This is a genomic window from Mesorhizobium sp. WSM4807 (assembly GCF_055811615.1).
Map to the genome: position 1 here is coordinate 1 of NZ_JBVVQY010000014.1, position 16699 is coordinate 16699.

At 62.9% G+C, this 16699-nt stretch carries 14 protein-coding genes and 1 pseudogene; 8 read left to right on the plus strand and 7 right to left on the minus strand.

Translation table 11 applies throughout. From position 1 onward, the window contains the following. The 6 genes from AC0L3N_RS18885 to AC0L3N_RS18910 form a co-directional block, all read right to left on the minus strand. Window positions 1-2701, minus strand: a 2701-nt coding sequence (locus tag AC0L3N_RS18885; RefSeq protein WP_473549022.1) for a CoA-binding protein, incomplete at its 3' end; no start/stop codon positions are given. Window positions 2702-2713: 12 nt separating this feature from the next. After that, on the minus strand, window positions 2714-3997 hold the full coding sequence (locus AC0L3N_RS18890; protein ID WP_473549024.1) for an ATP citrate lyase citrate-binding domain-containing protein: 1284 nt from the start codon (window positions 3995-3997) through the stop codon (window positions 2714-2716). Window positions 3998-4188: 191 nt separating this feature from the next. Continuing rightward, window positions 4189-4965 carry an ABC transporter permease gene (locus tag AC0L3N_RS18895; protein ID WP_473549026.1) on the minus strand — a complete coding sequence of 259 codons (777 nt, stop codon included), beginning with the start codon at window positions 4963-4965 and terminating at the stop codon, window positions 4189-4191. Then, on the minus strand, window positions 4949-5779 hold the full coding sequence (locus tag AC0L3N_RS18900; RefSeq protein ID WP_473549028.1) for an ABC transporter ATP-binding protein: 831 nt from the start codon (window positions 5777-5779) through the stop codon (window positions 4949-4951). Before AC0L3N_RS18900 ends, AC0L3N_RS18895 begins: the two co-directional genes overlap by 17 nt. A gap of 13 nt (window positions 5780-5792) precedes the next feature. Then, window positions 5793-6794, minus strand: a complete 1002-nt coding sequence (locus AC0L3N_RS18905) for an ABC transporter substrate-binding protein (RefSeq protein ID WP_473549030.1) — start codon at window positions 6792-6794, stop codon at window positions 5793-5795. 45 nt (window positions 6795-6839) lie between these two features. Next, a complete protein-coding gene (locus AC0L3N_RS18910; protein ID WP_473549031.1) occupies window positions 6840-7922 on the minus strand; it encodes a 4-oxalomesaconate tautomerase in 1083 nt (360 codons plus the stop codon). A gap of 104 nt (window positions 7923-8026) precedes the next feature. Between AC0L3N_RS18910 and AC0L3N_RS18915 the strand changes: the two genes are divergently transcribed. The 3 genes and pseudogenes from AC0L3N_RS18915 (at window position 8027) to proC (ending at window position 10975) form a co-directional block, all read left to right on the plus strand. Further along, window positions 8027-8947 carry a LysR family transcriptional regulator gene (locus AC0L3N_RS18915; RefSeq protein WP_473549032.1) on the plus strand — a complete coding sequence of 307 codons (921 nt, stop codon included), beginning with the start codon at window positions 8027-8029 and terminating at the stop codon, window positions 8945-8947. Window positions 8948-8970: 23 nt separating this feature from the next. Continuing rightward, a pseudogene (locus tag AC0L3N_RS18920) lies at window positions 8971-10032 on the plus strand (O-antigen ligase family protein); the annotation flags it as partial. Between the two features lie 127 nt (window positions 10033-10159). Further along, window positions 10160-10975: a pyrroline-5-carboxylate reductase gene (proC, locus tag AC0L3N_RS18925; RefSeq protein ID WP_473549033.1), complete on the plus strand. Its 816-nt coding sequence runs from the start codon at window positions 10160-10162 to the stop codon at window positions 10973-10975. A gap of 270 nt (window positions 10976-11245) precedes the next feature. Here proC and AC0L3N_RS18930 read toward each other — a convergent pair whose 3' ends face one another. Next, window positions 11246-12562: an NAD(P)H-dependent oxidoreductase gene (locus AC0L3N_RS18930; protein WP_473549034.1), complete on the minus strand. Its 1317-nt coding sequence runs from the start codon at window positions 12560-12562 to the stop codon at window positions 11246-11248. 205 nt (window positions 12563-12767) lie between these two features. On the opposite strand from AC0L3N_RS18930, the gene AC0L3N_RS18935 reads away from it, so the two are divergent. The 5 genes from AC0L3N_RS18935 to AC0L3N_RS18955 all read left to right on the plus strand — a co-directional run bounded on the left by AC0L3N_RS18935 (window position 12768) and on the right by AC0L3N_RS18955 (window position 16389). Next, window positions 12768-13541: an SDR family NAD(P)-dependent oxidoreductase gene (locus tag AC0L3N_RS18935; RefSeq protein ID WP_473549036.1), complete on the plus strand. Its 774-nt coding sequence runs from the start codon at window positions 12768-12770 to the stop codon at window positions 13539-13541. A gap of 196 nt (window positions 13542-13737) precedes the next feature. Further along, on the plus strand, window positions 13738-14121 hold the full coding sequence (locus AC0L3N_RS18940) for a DUF2314 domain-containing protein (RefSeq protein ID WP_473549037.1): 384 nt from the start codon (window positions 13738-13740) through the stop codon (window positions 14119-14121). 66 nt (window positions 14122-14187) lie between these two features. Beyond that, window positions 14188-15540: a pilus assembly protein TadG-related protein gene (locus AC0L3N_RS18945; RefSeq protein WP_473549039.1), complete on the plus strand. Its 1353-nt coding sequence runs from the start codon at window positions 14188-14190 to the stop codon at window positions 15538-15540. Window positions 15541-15545: 5 nt separating this feature from the next. Next, complete coding sequence (locus AC0L3N_RS18950; protein WP_123146642.1) at window positions 15546-15989, plus strand: TadE/TadG family type IV pilus assembly protein; 444 nt, start codon at window positions 15546-15548, stop codon at window positions 15987-15989. A 46-nt stretch (window positions 15990-16035) separates the two neighbouring features. Further along, window positions 16036-16389 carry a TadE/TadG family type IV pilus assembly protein gene (locus tag AC0L3N_RS18955; RefSeq protein WP_473549041.1) on the plus strand — a complete coding sequence of 118 codons (354 nt, stop codon included), beginning with the start codon at window positions 16036-16038 and terminating at the stop codon, window positions 16387-16389. Window positions 16390-16699: the final 310 nt, after the last annotated feature.

Below are 16699 nucleotides of genomic sequence, written 5' to 3' on the forward strand. Positions count from 1 at the left end.
AGCCGCAGGCGGGCGGGGGGGTGCGGGTGTCCATGTTGCGGCCGCGGTTCAGGTGGTCGTCGATCTCGGCGGCCGCGCCGATCATGCGACCGTATAGGAAGACGGTGAAGGCAGCGGTCTCCAGGTCGCGCTCGGTCAGGGTGCCGGACTTGAAGTCCTTCCACAGCAGCGCCAGCAGCAGCGCCGCAATTACAGCGTCAACGTTGACGCAGAAAACGTAAGGCGAGGCACCCTGATCGTGGAGTGCCTGGACGAGTTCGCGGTAGAAGGCGTGGAAGACGTTGTACTTTCCTTGCCGCGCCATGAATTCCGCGATGAAGCGCTCGCGCGGATCGTGGTTGACGGGCTTGCCTTTGAAGACCGGGTGATGGACGCCGGGGAGCGCGCGGACCTCAGTGCCGAGCTCCTTGGCCTGGGCCTTCTCGCGGCGGTACGTGCGCGCGAACGCCGTCGCCATCGCCTTCAGGTCGAGGCCGTGGGCTGGATCGGAGGGGTCGGTCAGCCCGGCGTCCTTGAATTGCTCGAGCAGGAAGGCCATGCCCTCGAAGCCGTTGCCGCCGTGGCTGTAGCCGGTATGGGTAAGGAAGCCGACCATCGCCTTGTTGATCTGCACGCGCGCGGGCGTCTGTGGCCCGTCCGCCGAGACCGCGCCCTTGGCACCCTGAGCCGAGATCGACCCAGGGCCGTTCGAAATCAGGAGCCCGACGAGCATCTGCAGCGGCAGCGCCTCCTCGGGGGTGGGCTTCTTTCCAGTCATGGCGAGGAAGCAGAGGTCGGCCATGGTCCATTGCCCAAAGCGCTCGTCGCGTGGGATGCCCCATAGCGAGCCCGACCGGTGGTGCTCGCCGGGGATTGTCGCGCCGACCATGACGCCATAGAGCCGCAGGTACCACGGCAGTGTCTCGGCGGTAAGGCGCGAAATGCGCTTGCGCATCAGCGGCCCCCAGGCGATCGTCGTGGCGATGGCCGCGAGAATTGCGTCCCGCGACAACCGGCCGCCCAGGCCTCCAAGGAACTTCAGGAACGCCGACCTGCCGCCGCGGGCTGCGATCGCCGCGAGCATCGCCTCTGGACGCGGGTCGGCGGCCTCGGCCTCGGTGGCCAGGAACAGCGCCCGGGTGGCATCGTCACAGACAATCCCGGAGGCGTCGAATTCCTCGTCGCGCCCGTCCCTGAGGCCCGAATGGGCGAAGAGCCCGATCAGTGCCCGGGTGCAGCCGAGCGCCCGCTCCACGCGCTTCGGCCCGACGATGGCGGCGGCGGTTGCCATCACCGCATTCGGAGCATTGCCGGCCTCCCGCGCCGCGTCGGCGGCGACGAGGATCGGGTCGCCGACGAGGTTGACCTCGGCTGCGACCGCGACGTCGAGCATCGCCCGGTCGTTCTCGGTGGCGATCTCGTGCACGAGCGGCAGGGCGAAGGTCGCCTCCAGCGGCTCAAGCGCGAGATCGAGCACTGAATGGCCGTGCACGCTCGTCACCTGGGTTTTCGGGTCCATGACCGACGCGCCGGACTTGTCCTTCATGTTCTGCCGCGCGACCGCCGACCCGACCTGGGCGCCGAGCGCGGCGATCTGGCCGGCGTAGGGCTCGGGCGCGGTGACGGCCGGCATGGCGAGTTCGGGCGGCAGCCGCAGGCCCTGGTCGTTGGCGACCCAGGGCTTCAGCGCGAGGTCCCCACGCGGCGCGAAGTCGGGCGCGGCGCCGTTGAGCGCCATCACCGCGGTGAGGGCGGCGGGGATGTCGGCGATGTTGGTGACGACGGCGCCCTTCGCGGTCACGACCGGGTCCTCGGGCGTGAAGAGGCCAGGCACGCCGAAGGCCTCCATGAACCAGCGCTCCTTGTCCTCGGCGCTGTCGCCCGAGCCGGCCATAGCGCCGGCATGCCCGACGGCACGGGTCAGCTTCGACTTCCAGCGGCCGACGACGCAGGCGACGACGGGCTTCGTCCAGTCGATGCCCTGCTCGTAGTAGCCGCCGGGTTCGGCATAGAGCACCGCCGCCTTGGAACGGTCGTCGTTGCCGAAGGCGTGGGCGAAGTCGGGCGCGGCGTAGTGGATGTAGACGTCCTTGCCGGAGGAGACGAGCGTCGTCGTGCCCCAGCCCGCAGTGGCGAGATACTGGGCGATCGTCGTGGTGAAGCCGCCGGAGTTCGAGAAGATCGCGACCGAGCCTTTGAGCAGCGACTCCTCTGGCTTGTCGCCGCCGAGCGCGCCGCCGATGCGCACGCGGTTCCACGAATCGGCGACGCCGAGGCAGTTGCCGCCGATGATGTCGATGCCGTTCGCCTGACCCATCGCCCGAATCTCGCGGGCGTCGTGCACGGAGATCTTCTCGGTGATGATGACGATCTTGCGCAAGCCCGGGTTCACCCGCACGAGCTCGGCCACGCCGTCGCGCACGCCCGACGGCGGCAGGTAGACGACGCCGGTATCGAAGGGGTGGCCGGCGTCGAGCCCCTCGCGCACGTTGTTATAGACAGGGATGTCGCCCACGGGCGTCTTCAGCACCTGCCCGCCGCGGCCGGGCGAGGTGCCGAAGACCACGTTGCCGCCGGAGAAGGCGTGGCTGGTCGGCGTGACCGTGCGCGACTCGCCGCCGAGGATGTTGAGTACGCAGACCCGGTCGTCGCGGGTCGCGATATCGGCCAGTGACCGGAGGCCGAGGAAATAGGGAAAGCCTTCGATGCCCTTGTGATACATGTCCGTCCTCCCTCAGGCCGCCGCGGCCTTGAGCCCCAGGGTAGCGGCGATCTCATCGCGGCCGCCGGCGCGCATCCACGTGTCGACGCGCTTGGCGTAGTTCACGACCTCGGAGATCGCGCTGTCGAAGCCGAAGAAGCGGTAGGGCAGGCCGAGCGACTCCAGCGTCTCGGCGAGGTTGCCCATACCGCGCACCAGGTTCGGACCGCCGCGTCCTACGACGACGTAGAGCGGCGTCGGCCCGTGCGCGGCGAAATATTCGCGCAGCGCGTCGCCCATGCCGCGGAAGGTCTCGAGGATGTCGGTGTTGTTCGACTTGCCGCCGATGATGAAGAGCACGTTGGTCTGGGCGAGGAAGTGCCGGTAGCAGATCGAGGCCACCGCCTTCATCTTCTCGTAGGGCGGGTTGCCGCCGAAGTCCGACGAGATGATCGCCGCCTCGCCCAGCACCTCGGTGACGAGGCTGTTGGCGCCGCCGCCGAAGGTCGGGGCAAGGATGGTGCCGCTCTCGTTGATCACGAAGACGTCCGACTGGCCCTGGTGGGTGCGCAGTTGGTTCACCTCCTGCTCGAAGGCAGAGATGTTTGCCGCGAACAGCTGGTCCGGCAGCCCGAGCCGACCTACGCGCGGGTCGTCGCGGTCAAAGCCGCACTTGAAGTCGCAGGCCACCGGCGTCAACCGCCCGTCGCGCCCGGGACGCATGCGGATCGGGTTCAACTCCAGCGTCGTCATGCCGTAGTGATGCATCAGCTCCCAGAGCTTCGGCAGGTGCTGCACCAGCGGCGAGATGATCTCCCGCGGCGCGCCAATGTCCGTCAGCGCGTTCGCCACCACAAAGGCCTTGAGCCCCGTGAGCGCCTCGAAGGGCACGGTGGCGATGTCGGATTTATCGAGATCCTCGATTTCCACGCCGCCGCGGTGGGTCAGCGTCATGGTCGGCGCGCGGAAATGCGTGTCGTCGGTGATGGCGAAATAGACCTCGTGCTCGGCGGGAATGCCGGCCTCGAAGGTCACGCCGTTCGCCTTGGCGAAGGCGTTGCCATGGCGGTGCTCGGCGAAGTAGAGCCGCTCCTTTTCGGCGAGCGCGGTCTTGAGGTCCCGCGCCTTGCCGATTAGTCCCGCCTTGCCCTTCTTGCCGACGCCGCCGCGGAAGACCGGCTTGACGAAGATCAGGCCGTGGCGGGCGATCAGGTCCTGGATCGCGTCTTCGCCAGCGTCGGGCCCGTGCACCTCGGACGCGGGGAAGTCGACGTGGCCGAGCAGCCTCGACCCATAAAGCATGCCGTTGAGTTGCATAGCCGTTCTCCCCAATGACCGAGGCGTGGTTCGGTCGTTTGACCTGATGGGCACTCAATTTACGAATTTGCCGAGGTCGATGGAGCGACCAGGTTAGGCTCAGACGCTCGCGGCAACAAGCGCCCGGCTAGCCTCAGTTCCGTCGTCACCTTGGTCGCCGGCCGGCATCTCCGACCGGCCTTCGGCACCCGTCAGGTGGCCCGGCTCTCGGTCGAATGCGGGCTCCACTTGATCAGACGGGCCTCGGCGATGTCGAGGATGCGGTCGATGATCAGCACGAACATCGCGAGGATCGTAATGCCGGCGAAGACGCCGACCGCATCGAAGTTGCCTTCCGCCTGGGCAATCAGATAGCCAAGGCCGGCGGAGGCGCCAAGGTATTCGCCGATGATCGCGCCGACTACCGCGAAGCCGACCGAGGTGCGCAGCGACGATAGGATCCAGCTGGCCGCGGCCGGGAAGTAGACGTGGGTCAGCAGGCTTGAGCGCTTGGCGCCGAGGATCCGCGCGTTCGCCAGCACCACCGGGTTGACTTCCCGCACGCCCTGCATGGCGTTGAAGAAGGTGATGAAGAACACCAGCGTCACCGATAGCGCCACCTTCGACCACAGCCCGAGGCCGAGCCAGAGCACAAAGATAGGAGCGAGCACCACGCGGGGGATGGCGTTCAGCGCCTTTATGAACGGGTCGAGGATGCGATAGGCGCCACGGCTAAGCCCTAGCCAGACGCCGGCCGCCACGCCGAGGGCGGTACCAATCACGTATCCGAGCACCGTCTCGGTGAGCGTGATCGACACGTGCCTGTAGAAGCCTGGGTCGATGATCCAGGCCACGATCTGCTTCATGATGTCGAAGGGGGCAGGGAAGAAGAAGACATCGATCACTCCGGCTTCCACGCCGAGCTGCCACCCGCCGACAATGACGACCAGCAGTCCCAGCTGGATCATACGTTCAGTCATGGCGTTCATAGCTTTTCTCCACTTCGCCGCGCAGGGACGACCAGATATTGCGGTAAAGATCCATGAAGCGCGGATCGAGTTTGATTTCCGAGACATCGCGCGGCCGGGCGAGATCGACGGGGAAGCTGTCGATCACGTGGCTGCAAGGCCCCGCAGCGAGGACGACCACGCGGTCGCCGAGCGCTATGGCTTCCTCGAGATCGTGCGTGATCATCACCACCGCGCGGCGCTCCTCCTGCCAGAGCGCGAGCAGCTCGTTCTGCATCAGGTGGCGGGTGTGGATGTCGAGCGCCGAGAAGGGCTCGTCCATCAGGATCACCTTCGGGCCGGTAATCAGCGCCTGCGCCATCTGAACACGCTTGCGCTGGCCGCCCGAAAGCTGGTGCGGGTAGCGTTGCTCGAAGCCCTTCAAGCCCACCTTGGCGAGCCATTTCATGGACTGTTCGCGCCTTTCGTTCGGGCCTGTTCCTTTGAACATCGGCCCGAGCTCGACATTTTCGAGCGCCGTCTTCCACGGAAGGAGCGCATCCTGCTGGAAAAGGTAGCCGATGTTGTTCTGGACGCCATGCACCGGCGCCCCGTCGATCGAGACAGTGCCGCTCGCCGGCTTCAGAAGTCCGGCGATGGCGTTGAGAATGGTACTCTTGCCGCACCCCGTCGGACCGACGATGGCCAGAAACTCGCCATCCGCAACAGTCAAGTTGACATTCTGGACGGCGATGAAGGTGCCAAAGGACATGGTGACCGAATCGATCGACACCATCGGCCTTGGTTTGTCCGGACTCATCATCGTTGTTGCCGACTTCACTACGGCCAGTGCCATGACTTCCTCCTTGTCAGTTGGCGACGTTGCGCGGCGCCTTGCCAACGAAGTCGTTCGTGTAGGTCTTGGAAAGGTCGATTTCAGCCGCCGCGACCTTTTCGTTGAAGCTTTTCAGAACCGCGAGTGGGGTTTTGACGTTCTCCTCGCTGATGAGGCCATCCTTCGAGAAGATCGCCTTGGCGTTTTCGACGGCCCTGATGTAGGTCTCGCGGTCGCCGGAGATGAATTCCTTTGGCAGTTTTTCGACGATTTCTTCGGCCGAATGGCTGTCCATCCATTCGAGCGCTTTTACCGTTGCGTTGGTGACCTTCTGGACCGTTTCCGGATTGGCGTCGATGTAGTCCTGGGTGGCGTAGAGAACCGATGTCGGATAGATGCCACCGTAGATTTCCTTGGCACCTTCGTCGCTACGTGCGTCAATCAGGATCTTGCCCACGCCCTTTGCTTCGATGAAGGTGGCCGCCGGGTCGTAGTTGACGAGCAGGTCGACCTTGCCCTGTTCGAGGGCTGCGACAGCAGCAGAGCCGGAGCCGACGCCGATCAGCGACACGTCGTCGGCCGACAGGCCGTTCCGCTGCAGATAGTAGCGGACAAAGAAGTCGGACGAGGAACCAGGCGATGTGATGCCGACTTTCGCGCCTTTGATCGTTTCCGGCTTAGACGGGTCGAAGGTGCTATCCTTGCCGCCGGCCAGAACGAGGCCGGAATTGCGGGCGAGCTGGATGAATGCGACGACCGCCTTGTTCTGCGACTGCATCTGGATCGTGTGATCGTAAAAGCCAACGGCGATATCCGTCGAGCCAGCCACGATCGCCTGAAGGGTCTTCGAGCCGCCCGACGCGAAGTTCTCTACGGTAACCTCCAGACCCTCCTTCTCGTAAAGGCCGAGGCCGGCTGCGACCGGGAAAGGCAGGTTGTTGAGGTTGTAGGAACCGACGCTGATGCGCACGGGTTCCGCCAGGGCGGAGCCCGCAAAGGCAACGGTTGCCGCAAGGGCGAGCATGAGCTTACGCATGATTTTCCTCCAAGTTATGTGGCGCCCTCCCGGCGGCCACGGTCATTATGCCGCGCAGACGAACTGCGTGACAGGTTTTGCGAAAACATGTCCTTCGAATAGGCGGCGGGCGGTGCGCAGGATGCCCGCGACGATCTTGCCGTTCCTGTCCTGAAGCTTGACATCGAGATGGCCGCTCGGATGCTCGATCGACAGGACCACCGGTGGTTTGCGAGTGCCGATCAAGCGGGATGCCACCGTATTTTCGGTGATGCAGGCCGTCGCAATCCCAACAGCACCTGTCGTGGCAAGCGAAGGATGGCACTGGTGCGGCATGAAATAGCGCACACTGATGTCGCCGTCTGCCCTTGGCCGGGAAATCAGCACCGGCTTCGGTATCACCTGGTTGCTGACATCACCCATGCCCATTCGCTCACCGGCGGCGATGCGCAGGCTCTCGAGCCGTTCCAATAGCGCCTTGTTTCCGTTGAGTTCGGCGGCGGTCTCGAATCCGCTGACGCCGATGGCCTCAGCCTCGAGGAGTATCATTGGCATGGCGCAGTCGATGCAAGTGACGCTGACGCCGTCGATGACCTCGTTCGGCTTGCCTGTGGGAAATAGCTGGCCCGTGCGGGCGCCTGCTGCATCCATGAAGGTAAGCGCAATCGGCGCCGCGCTGCCTGGAACGCCGTCGATCGCCGCGTCGCCGAGATAGGAGACGCTACCGTTGGGCGTCGGGACTTCAGCCTCGATCAGCTTTCCGGTGTTGACGTTGTGAATCCGGACGAGCGTCGTAGGACCCTGCACCGGCACAAGCCCCGCCTCGATGGCGAAGGGACCGACGGCGGCAAGCATGTTGCCGCAGTTGGGGGACGTATCGACGATCTGCTGGTCGACGCGCACCTGTGCGAAAAGATAGTCGACATCCGCGCCCTTGATGCTTGCGGGCCCGACGATGGCCACCTTGCTTGTGACCGGATTGCCGCCGCCAATGCCGTCGATCTGCAGCGGATGCCCTGACCCCATGACCGAGAGCAGGATCTGATCGCGAAGTGCCGGATCGGACGGTAGGTCGGAGGCGAGGAAGAAGGGCCCCTTGGACGTGCCGCCGCGCATCAGAGCGCACGGAATGCGGATCAGATCATTCATCGTGCGACATCCTCCCTTTCATGCGCTCTGTGGTTCAATCATCTTGTTTGTTACGCGAATCCGATTAATATGAGAAATGCTAAAATCGGAGCTTTTGATGCGTCATGCACATTAACTGTGAAATCCTGGACCTCCGCGCCTTTTTACTCGTCGTGGAGCTTGCGAGCTTCCATCGGGCAGCGGAGTCGCTCAACCTCTCGCAGCCGGCGCTGAGCCGTCGCATACAGAAACTCGAAGGCTCCATCGGCGCCCCCCTCTTGGAGCGGACGACGCGCCATGTGGCGCCCACCGCCGTCGGCGGGGAGCTGGTCCCGCTGGTGCGCCGGATGCTGGAGGAGTTTGACGGTTCGCTCTTCGCCTTCCGCGAGCTGGGGGAGCGGCGAGGCGGTCTTGTCACCATCGCCTGCTTGCCGACGGCGGCTTATTACTTCCTGCCCTCAGTGATCCGGCAGTTCGATGCGCAGTACCCCAACATCCGCTTCCGGATTCTCGACCTTCCGGCGACCGACGGGCTTCAGGCGGTCGCGCGCGGGGAGGTCGAATTCGGGGTCAACATCATGGGTTCGTCCGATCCCGACCTGACCTTCGAACGTCTGATCGAGGACCCCTTCGTTCTCGCCGCACGAAAGGAGCATCCGCTAGCATCAAGGGATGTCCTGACCTGGCAGGATCTCGTCCCCTACCATCTCATCACCGTCCATCGGTCGAGCGCGAACCGGATCCTCTTGGATGCCGCGCTGACGAAGTCGAACCTCGCGCTGCGCTGGTCCTATGAAGTGACGCATCTCTCGACGTCACTCGGTCTGGTCGAAGCCGGTCTCGGGATATCGGTCCTGCCGCGCATGGCGACCCCGCAGGGCGACCATCCGTTCCTGGTCACAAGGCCCATCCGCGATCCCGAAATCTCGCGCACGATCGGGGTCGTGCGTCGACGCGGGGCATCGCTCTCGCCGCCCGCCGAGAGGTTCATGCGGATGCTGATTGAAACCTGGGGTGAAGCTTCAACGCCTCGCATGGCAACCTGAAAACAGCATTTGGCGGATGCAGCCTGCGCCCGTCCTGGCTGCTGATGCTGGGCTTCTTCGTGCTGTCGGTGGTGATGGCAACCGATCCGCCGTCGGCCATGCGCGCCGCCTCCTTCACGCTGATCGGCATTTTGACGATGGCGACGATCCTGGCGCTTCCGCGCGACGCCGAGGCCTTCTCGAAAGTCATCATCTTCACCATCGCCGTCGTGATGGGCCTGTCCTATATCGGGCTCATCGTCTTTCCGCACGAGGCGCTGCACACCACCGATTCGCTGGAGCCGGAACATGCCGGCCTGTGGCGCGGCGTGTTCACCCACAAGAACATCGCCGGGCCTGTTATGGCCTGCTTCAGCTTCGCCGGCCTATACCTCTACCGGCGCGGACGGCGGCTCTGGGGCGCATCAATCTTTTGCGCAGCGATGATCTTCATGCTGCACACCGGTTCCAAGACGACGACCGGACTGGTGCCGTTTTCGATCCTGATCGTCGTGCTGCGGAGCCTGATCGGCATGCGGCTCGGCACGCCGATCCTGTTTGCGCTGGCGATCATCGCCGCGGCGATCAGCACGCTGGGCATCGTCTTCCTGCCGGCGGTGAAGCATCTGGCGGCAATCTATTTCCCCGACCTGACCTACACCGGACGCACGACGTTGTGGGAGTTCGCCGGCGAGATGCTGGCGAAGCGGCCATGGACCGGCTATGGCTTCGAGAGCTTCTAGGGCACGCCGCTGCTGTTGAACCAGGACCAGCCCTTCGACCGGGCCTGGGACATCAGAACCATCGTGCACGACCATAACGGCTATCTCGACATAACGGTGCTGATGGGCATCCCGGCGCTCTGCGTGGCGGTCTACACATTCCTGATCGCGCCGCTGCGCGATTACATGCGCATTCCGTTGCGCAAGGAAAACATCTATCTCGGCGACTTTTTCATGATGGTGGTGCTGTTCGCCGCGCTGAACGCCTTCCTCGAAAGCTTCTTCTTCCATCGCGCCGATCCGGTCTGGCTGTTCTTCGTGTTCGGCATGTTCGGCCTCAGACAAGTGTCGCTGCGCCCGATGGCGGTTCGTGGTCCGTCCTGATCTTCCGTCCCAACAGGGCTTCCCCGCCCCGCGACGAACGTCTATGGGAAGCCATCTTTTTGTTTGAGCATCGGATTTTCCCAAAACCGGTACCCACTTTTGGGTCCGATGCTCTGCGGAGGCTCCAATGATGATCAAGCTTGTTCTCGCCGGTTGCGGCAATATGGGTTACGCCATGCTCTCGGGGTGGTTGAAATCGGGCAAGCTGGCCCCCGCGGCGGTCTTCGTGGTCGAGCCCAATTCCGATTTGCGCAAGCGCGCCGAAGCGCTGGGCTGCAGTGCTGCGGCGGACGCCGGCGGCATTCCAGCGGATGCCGTTCCGGCCCTCGTCGTCATTGCGGTGAAGCCGCAAGTGATCCGCGACGCGACTCCCGCCTACAAGCGCTTCAATGATGGCCGCACCACCTTCGTCAGCATCGCCGCCGGAACGCCGGTCGCCACTTTCGAGGCCATTCTGGGCGATCGCGCGCCGGTCGTGCGCTGCATGCCCAACACGCCGTCGGCGATCGGCAAGGGCATGATGGTGGTGTTTTCCAACCCGCTGGTCTCCATCGATACGAAGCGTTTCGTTGCCGATCTGCTTTCGGCGAGCGGCGAAGTGACTGATATCGACGACGAGAGCCTGATGGACGCGGTGACGGCGGTGTCCGGGTCTGGACCTGCCTATATCTTCCATTTCATCGAAGCGCTGACCGTGGCTGCCGAGAAGGCCGGATTGCCGGCCAAAACCGCCAGGCTGCTGGCCATGCAGACGGTCTATGGCGCCGCCTCGCTCGCCGCCGAAAGCGGCGAAGATCCGGGCGTGCTGCGCCAGCAGGTGACCAGCCCCAACGGCACAACGGCCGCCGCACTTGCCGTGCTGATGGGCGAGAACCGGCTGACAAAACTGCTCACCGAAGCGGTGGAAGCAGCGCGGCTGCGGTCGATCGAGTTGGGGAAGTAGCTGCTTGAGGCGTTGCAAGCCGGTCGGCGGCGAAGGTCGACGATCAGTTGCAATAGCAAACGTTCTGTAGCGATCCTTCGCGCCCCCCTCTGTCCTGCCGGACATCTCCCCCACAAGTGGGGAGATTGGCAGCTTCGGCGGTCCACTCACCACTGCGATGTTGGAGATTGGCGAAAGCCGGCGTGACGTCCGATCTCCCCCCAAGTGGGGGAGATGTCCGGCAGGACAGAGGGGGGCGCTGTCTCGCCGGCATCAAATTTCTGCACCTCACTACCCCGCTCCGTACAGCATCTCGTCCTGCAGCCGGCGCAAGGCGAACAGCCTGGTGGTCGGGTCGGGTGCGGCATTGTCTGATGTCAGTAGCTCGCCCTTGCTGACCGGTCTCAGCACCTTACCGCCTTCGAGCAGGCCGACCGGCACGGCGCGGTTGGCGCGGGCCTCTTCGACAGTCATGGTCCAGGAGCGGTAGCAGGTCTCGCCGATCGCGTCGAATGTCTCTCCCGCCGCCAGATCGCGCTTGGCCACGGCGCAGACCTCGGCAACAGGCCTCGGCAGCGGCACCATATCCGGCTTGCCATAGAGCGCGATACGCGCGGCGGTGAGCGGCACTTCCAGCGAGGTCAGATGATACGGCCGGAAGAAGCTGTAATAGGGCCCGTGGCCGATATGCAGGTCGTCCATGCGCTCGACGATGCGCGGATGGGTCGCCTCGACGATGACGAAGACGCCGGGCGCCACGCCCTTGCCGATGGTATAGTCGACGACGCCCTTCCTCGACAGGATGCCGCCATCGGCGCGCGGGATGAGCACCTTGGCCAATTCATCGCGATTGGCCTTGGGGCCGTGCATGCCGGCAATGTCAGGCACCAGCCCGGTGGCGTTGGCGATGGCGCACATCTCGACCATGGTCTTCGAGCCGTCGACGAACTCGACCAGCATGCGCGGGTTCATGTTGCGGCGCAGCGCTTCCGCGCGATAGTCATCGGGGACGGCGTCATAGTTGAGCGGGTTGTTCTTGCCCTTGCCGGCCGAGACGATGGTGTAGCCGAGCGCGGAGGCGAACTCGATCAGCTCCATGCAGCTCGACGGCTCGTCGCCGGCGCCGACCGAGTAGACGACGCCGAGCCGGTCGGCCTGCTGTTTCAGATAGCAGCCGATGGTGACGTCGGCCTCGACATTCATCATCACCAGATGCTTGCCGTGCTCCATCGCCATCAGGTCGAAATCGGCGGCGACGCCGGGCTTGCCGGTGGCGTCGATGACGACGTCGATCAGCGGATTGGTGACCAGCATCTCGTTCGAGGTGATGGCGATTTTTCCGCTCTCGATCGCCTCGCTGACCTTCGACGGCGTATCGGCCTCCCGTGCCATCGCCTCGTCGCCATAGGCGATGCGGACGGCGTCCCGTGCCGTGTGCGGGCGCCGGGTCGAAACGGCGCAAACCGAAATGCCCGGCATAAGCATGCCTTGCGTCACCAGGTCGGTGCCCATTTCGCCGGAGCCGATGACGCCGATGCGCACCGGACGGCCTTCCGCGGCGCGCTTGGCGAGATCGCGGGCAAGCCCGGTCAGGGCGACATTGGTCATGCGCAAGTCCACTGCTTTTGATTTGGAGGGGGAATAGCAGGGAAAGGTAACCTTTTGCCAACGAAACCGGCCCTCGTCGGCAATTTCTTGTGACTGGCGTTCATATCGCGAGCGGGTAGTGTATCCGCCCCGATGATGTTCAGGGCTGAGGAGACCGTCCCTGTCGGGCGGCGCGCCTCGCGCAGGGTTTTCAGGGGAGGTTGAGATGACGAACGAGTTCACGCCGAAATTCGATCTGGCTGACAAGGTCGTGCTGGTCACTGGCGCCTCGCGCGGCATCGGACGCGCTTGCGCGCTCGCCTGCGCCGGCTCCGGCGCCGACGTGATCGTCGGCGTGCGCAGTGCTGCCGACGGCGCGGATCTCACCGCCGAGATCGAGCGCATGGGCATGCGCGCGCTGGCGGTACAGATGGACCTCACCGATCTGGCGACGGTGCGAAAAGCTGTCGCCGACGCCCACGCCGCCTTCGGCCGCATCGACGTACTCGTTAACAATGTCGGGCTTGGACCTGAAAACCTGGCGGAGAACGTGACCGAAGCGGATTTCGACCTCACCGTGAACGTCAACCTCAAGGGGACGTTCTTCACCACCCAGGAGGTCGGCCGGCTGATGATCGAGCAGAAATCCGGGCGCATCATCAACATCAGTTCGCAGGCCGGCACGGTGGCGCTGAAGGGCGAAGCGATCTACTGCATGACCAAGGCGGCGATAAACCACCTCACCCGCTGCCTCGCGGCCGAATGGGCGCAGCACAAGATCACTGTCAACAGCGTCGCACCGACCTTCATCTGGACCGACGGAACGCGGCCCTCGCTCGCCGATCCGGAGTTTCATAGGCATGTGCTCGGCCACATCCCGCTCGGCCGCATCGGTGATCCGATCGATGTCGCGGGCACCGTGGTGTTCCTGGCCTCGCCGGCAGCGTCGCTGATCACCGGCGCGAACATACTGGTTGATGGCGGCTGGTCGGTGGCGTGAGGGGCTCTCTGGCTGGTGCTGCAACACCGCCTCGCGAGTGCTGAGGTTTCGTTGAGCGTTAAAGGTGAGTCCAAGAGGTCTTTTATGAGCGAAAAATCTCAATCGAACGCGACGAGCCGCGGAATGAGCCACTCTTCCTGGCTATCTCGAAACAGACCCCGCCACCCTAGCTGCTTACGACCGAGCGCTTGCGAGTGTGCCGATAGTTATCGAACACATAGAGAGGAATGCAGACGCCCTGTGTTCTGCGAAGCTTCGGTTTCGCGATCCTGACGAGTCCGAACGTCTTGGCGAAGACAGCTTTCTTTTCCTTTGGCTTACCGCCGTGCATTATCATGCTGAGGAGCGGCTATTTTCGGGTACTTTTTTCGAGGTGCCACCCGCGCTTCAGAAATGGCATCAGGCCGCCCAGAGGCTTGCATTTGAAGGCGACGATATTTTCGATTGGATGGTTCTCGCCAAGGGGCACTTGCATGGGGGATTCACATTGCGCGTAACCCGAGACAAGCTTGCTGAGAAAGATCGTGGCTCACACGATCGATATGTCGGGGTTTCAGTTTATGAGCCACTGCCGTCCTGACTCAACGCACGCTTAACGAAGATCTTTTTGGGGCCAACGTCCGCGTTCTATACAGCAACAGAACTTGTGACGCCGCTGCGCGCGCCTGGTTTGGGTTCAGCGTCGGCGGATGGCGAGGAGGCAGCTAACAAATCGAGTGAAATTCTTAGTCATTCCTTTATGCATCGCTGCTTGAATAGGCAAATGGGATGGGGTGGCGATACCTTCAGGCGTTTTTTCAGCTGTCCGCGACGAATCAGCGAGAGCGGCAACGTTGCTATTATTTTTGCCCTGTCTTTGCCGATTGTTGTCGGCGGGGCGGGGCTCGGTGTCGAGACTTCCTATTGGTATTACAGCAGCCTGAAGCTACAGGCGGTGGCGGATGCGGCAGCCTATGCTGGCGCTTTGGAAAAAGTTTCGGGATCCGACAAGCCAACGATTGTCTCGGCCGCGACGCTGTCAGCGATCACGAACGGCTGGGGACCATCGACAGGCACAATCGAGGTCTTCACGCCTCCATCGTCCGGACCGAATGTCGCAAAAAAGGCGGTCGAGGTCATCGTCCATCAGACGCTCGATCGATTTTTCACATCGATATTCAGTCAAAGCGCGGTTGGCGCACAGGCAAGGGCCGTGGCTCTTATTACGGACGCGTCAAAAGCCTGCGTTCTGGCGCTCAATCCTTCCGCTTCGAGAGCGGCGCTCTTTTCCGGCAGTTCGAACCTCAAGCTGACCGGCTGCTCCGTCATGTCGGATTCAATCGCCGCGGACGCCCTCAAGCTTCAAGGGTCGGCATATCTGGAGGCCGATTGCCTGATATCGGCAGGCGGTGTTTCATTGAGCAACGTTGTAAAAACCGTTTGCGCGAACCCGCTTACCCAGGCGCTGCCCGCTGCGGATCCTTTTGCCGACTTGCCGGCGCCGCCAGCCACGAACCCCTGTCAAAACGACAATCAGTCGACCTTGGAACCTGGAACATACTGCAAGGGGCTCAGCTTGAGCGGCAATGTAACGCTCTCGCCTGGGGTATATGTCGTTGAGGGGGGCGATTTCAAAGCAAGCGCGAACGCAAATATTTCCGGCGACGGAGTCATCATCTATCTGGCCGGCAGCTCCGGCGTCAGCATGAACGGCACGGCCACCGTCAAGCTTAGCGCACCGACGTCAGGCACCTATTCGGGTGTGCTGTTTTACGGCGACAGAGCAAACCTGGCGGGATCGAACTCGTTTAATGGCACGGCGGATTCGCTTTTGACCGGTGCTCTGTATTTTCCAACGCAGGAGGTTAAATATCTCGGCAATTTCTCGGGCCAAGGTGGTTGCACACAGGTCGTCGCCAGTACGATAGAGTGGTCCGGCGCTACAAGCATCAAGCAGGATTGCACGAGCCTCGGAATGCGAGAGATTCCGGCCGCGCAATCCGTTCAGCTTGTCGAGTAACCGTCATGGAACGGCGGTCAGGTCGGATTTTCCGGAACGATTCGGGTGTTGCTGCGGTGGAGTTTGCGCTGATTGTGCCGATCCTTTGCCTGGTGGTTTTCGGCATCATTGACGGCTGGTCTTTCGTATCAAGCTCGATGTCGATGCGCGCAAGCGTCAAGACGGCGGCAAATCTTGTGATGGAGGGAGCAACCGACGACGCGGCCACCCAAGCCGTCGCCCTTTCGAGTTGGGAAAACCATCCCGAAGGCGCACAGGTTACACTGGGCCGGAAATACATGTGCGGAAGCACCGTGGTCGATGCATCGAGCCTGTGCAACGGGGGGACGAAAGCTCCCTCGGTTTTCGTGGAAATAAAGGCGACGGCGACCTGGTCCCCGCCCTTTATTTTTGGCGCGTTTTCTCTTTCTCGCGAGATCGGCCATCAAGAGGTGATCCGTGTCCGCTAAACGGATCGCGAGAGCGTTCAGCCGTGATGCATCAGGCGGGACTGGGATGGAATTCGCGCTGATCGCACCTTTTCTGATCATGCTTTTGTTCGGTATCTTCGCATTCGGCTGGGCTCTGAATGCCATGTCCAGCGTTCGCTATACGCTGGAAACGTCCTCACGTGCGCTGCAGTTGAAGAACTCGCTGACCGAGGCCGAAATAGAGGCCATAGCCGCAGAAAAATTGCTGGGTTTGGGATTGAAAGATGTCGATGTGACGATAGCAATCGACCCTCCCAGCGGCGGCTTCCGCATGGCGCATCTCACGGCCAGATATGCTTTCGTGATCGAGTTCCCGTACTTCGACCAATATCCGATCAATTATGCGACAACTGTCACAGTTCCGTTGGTTGGATCGTGACAGCGTCCAACAGCGCCTTTACGCAACAGGCGGTGGGGCGCCCGATTGATTAACACCGCCGCAGGGTGGATGGCGGCGATCGGTGGCGTGAGCGAACGGGTCGTCGTCGCTACAAAGACACGTTTCTGGACAGGACAGCCATCACCGCGCTAGGCCGGGACCAGGCTCGTCACGCTTGCGCAGTCATGCCGTCAGAGCGCCGGCAAGCGGCCGGGCATCGCGAAGCGGCAACTTGACAACGGCCCAGTCTTTCAAATTGAGTGAAATCACGATCAACAGAGAGTCGGCACAGGACAGATGGGCGAGACAG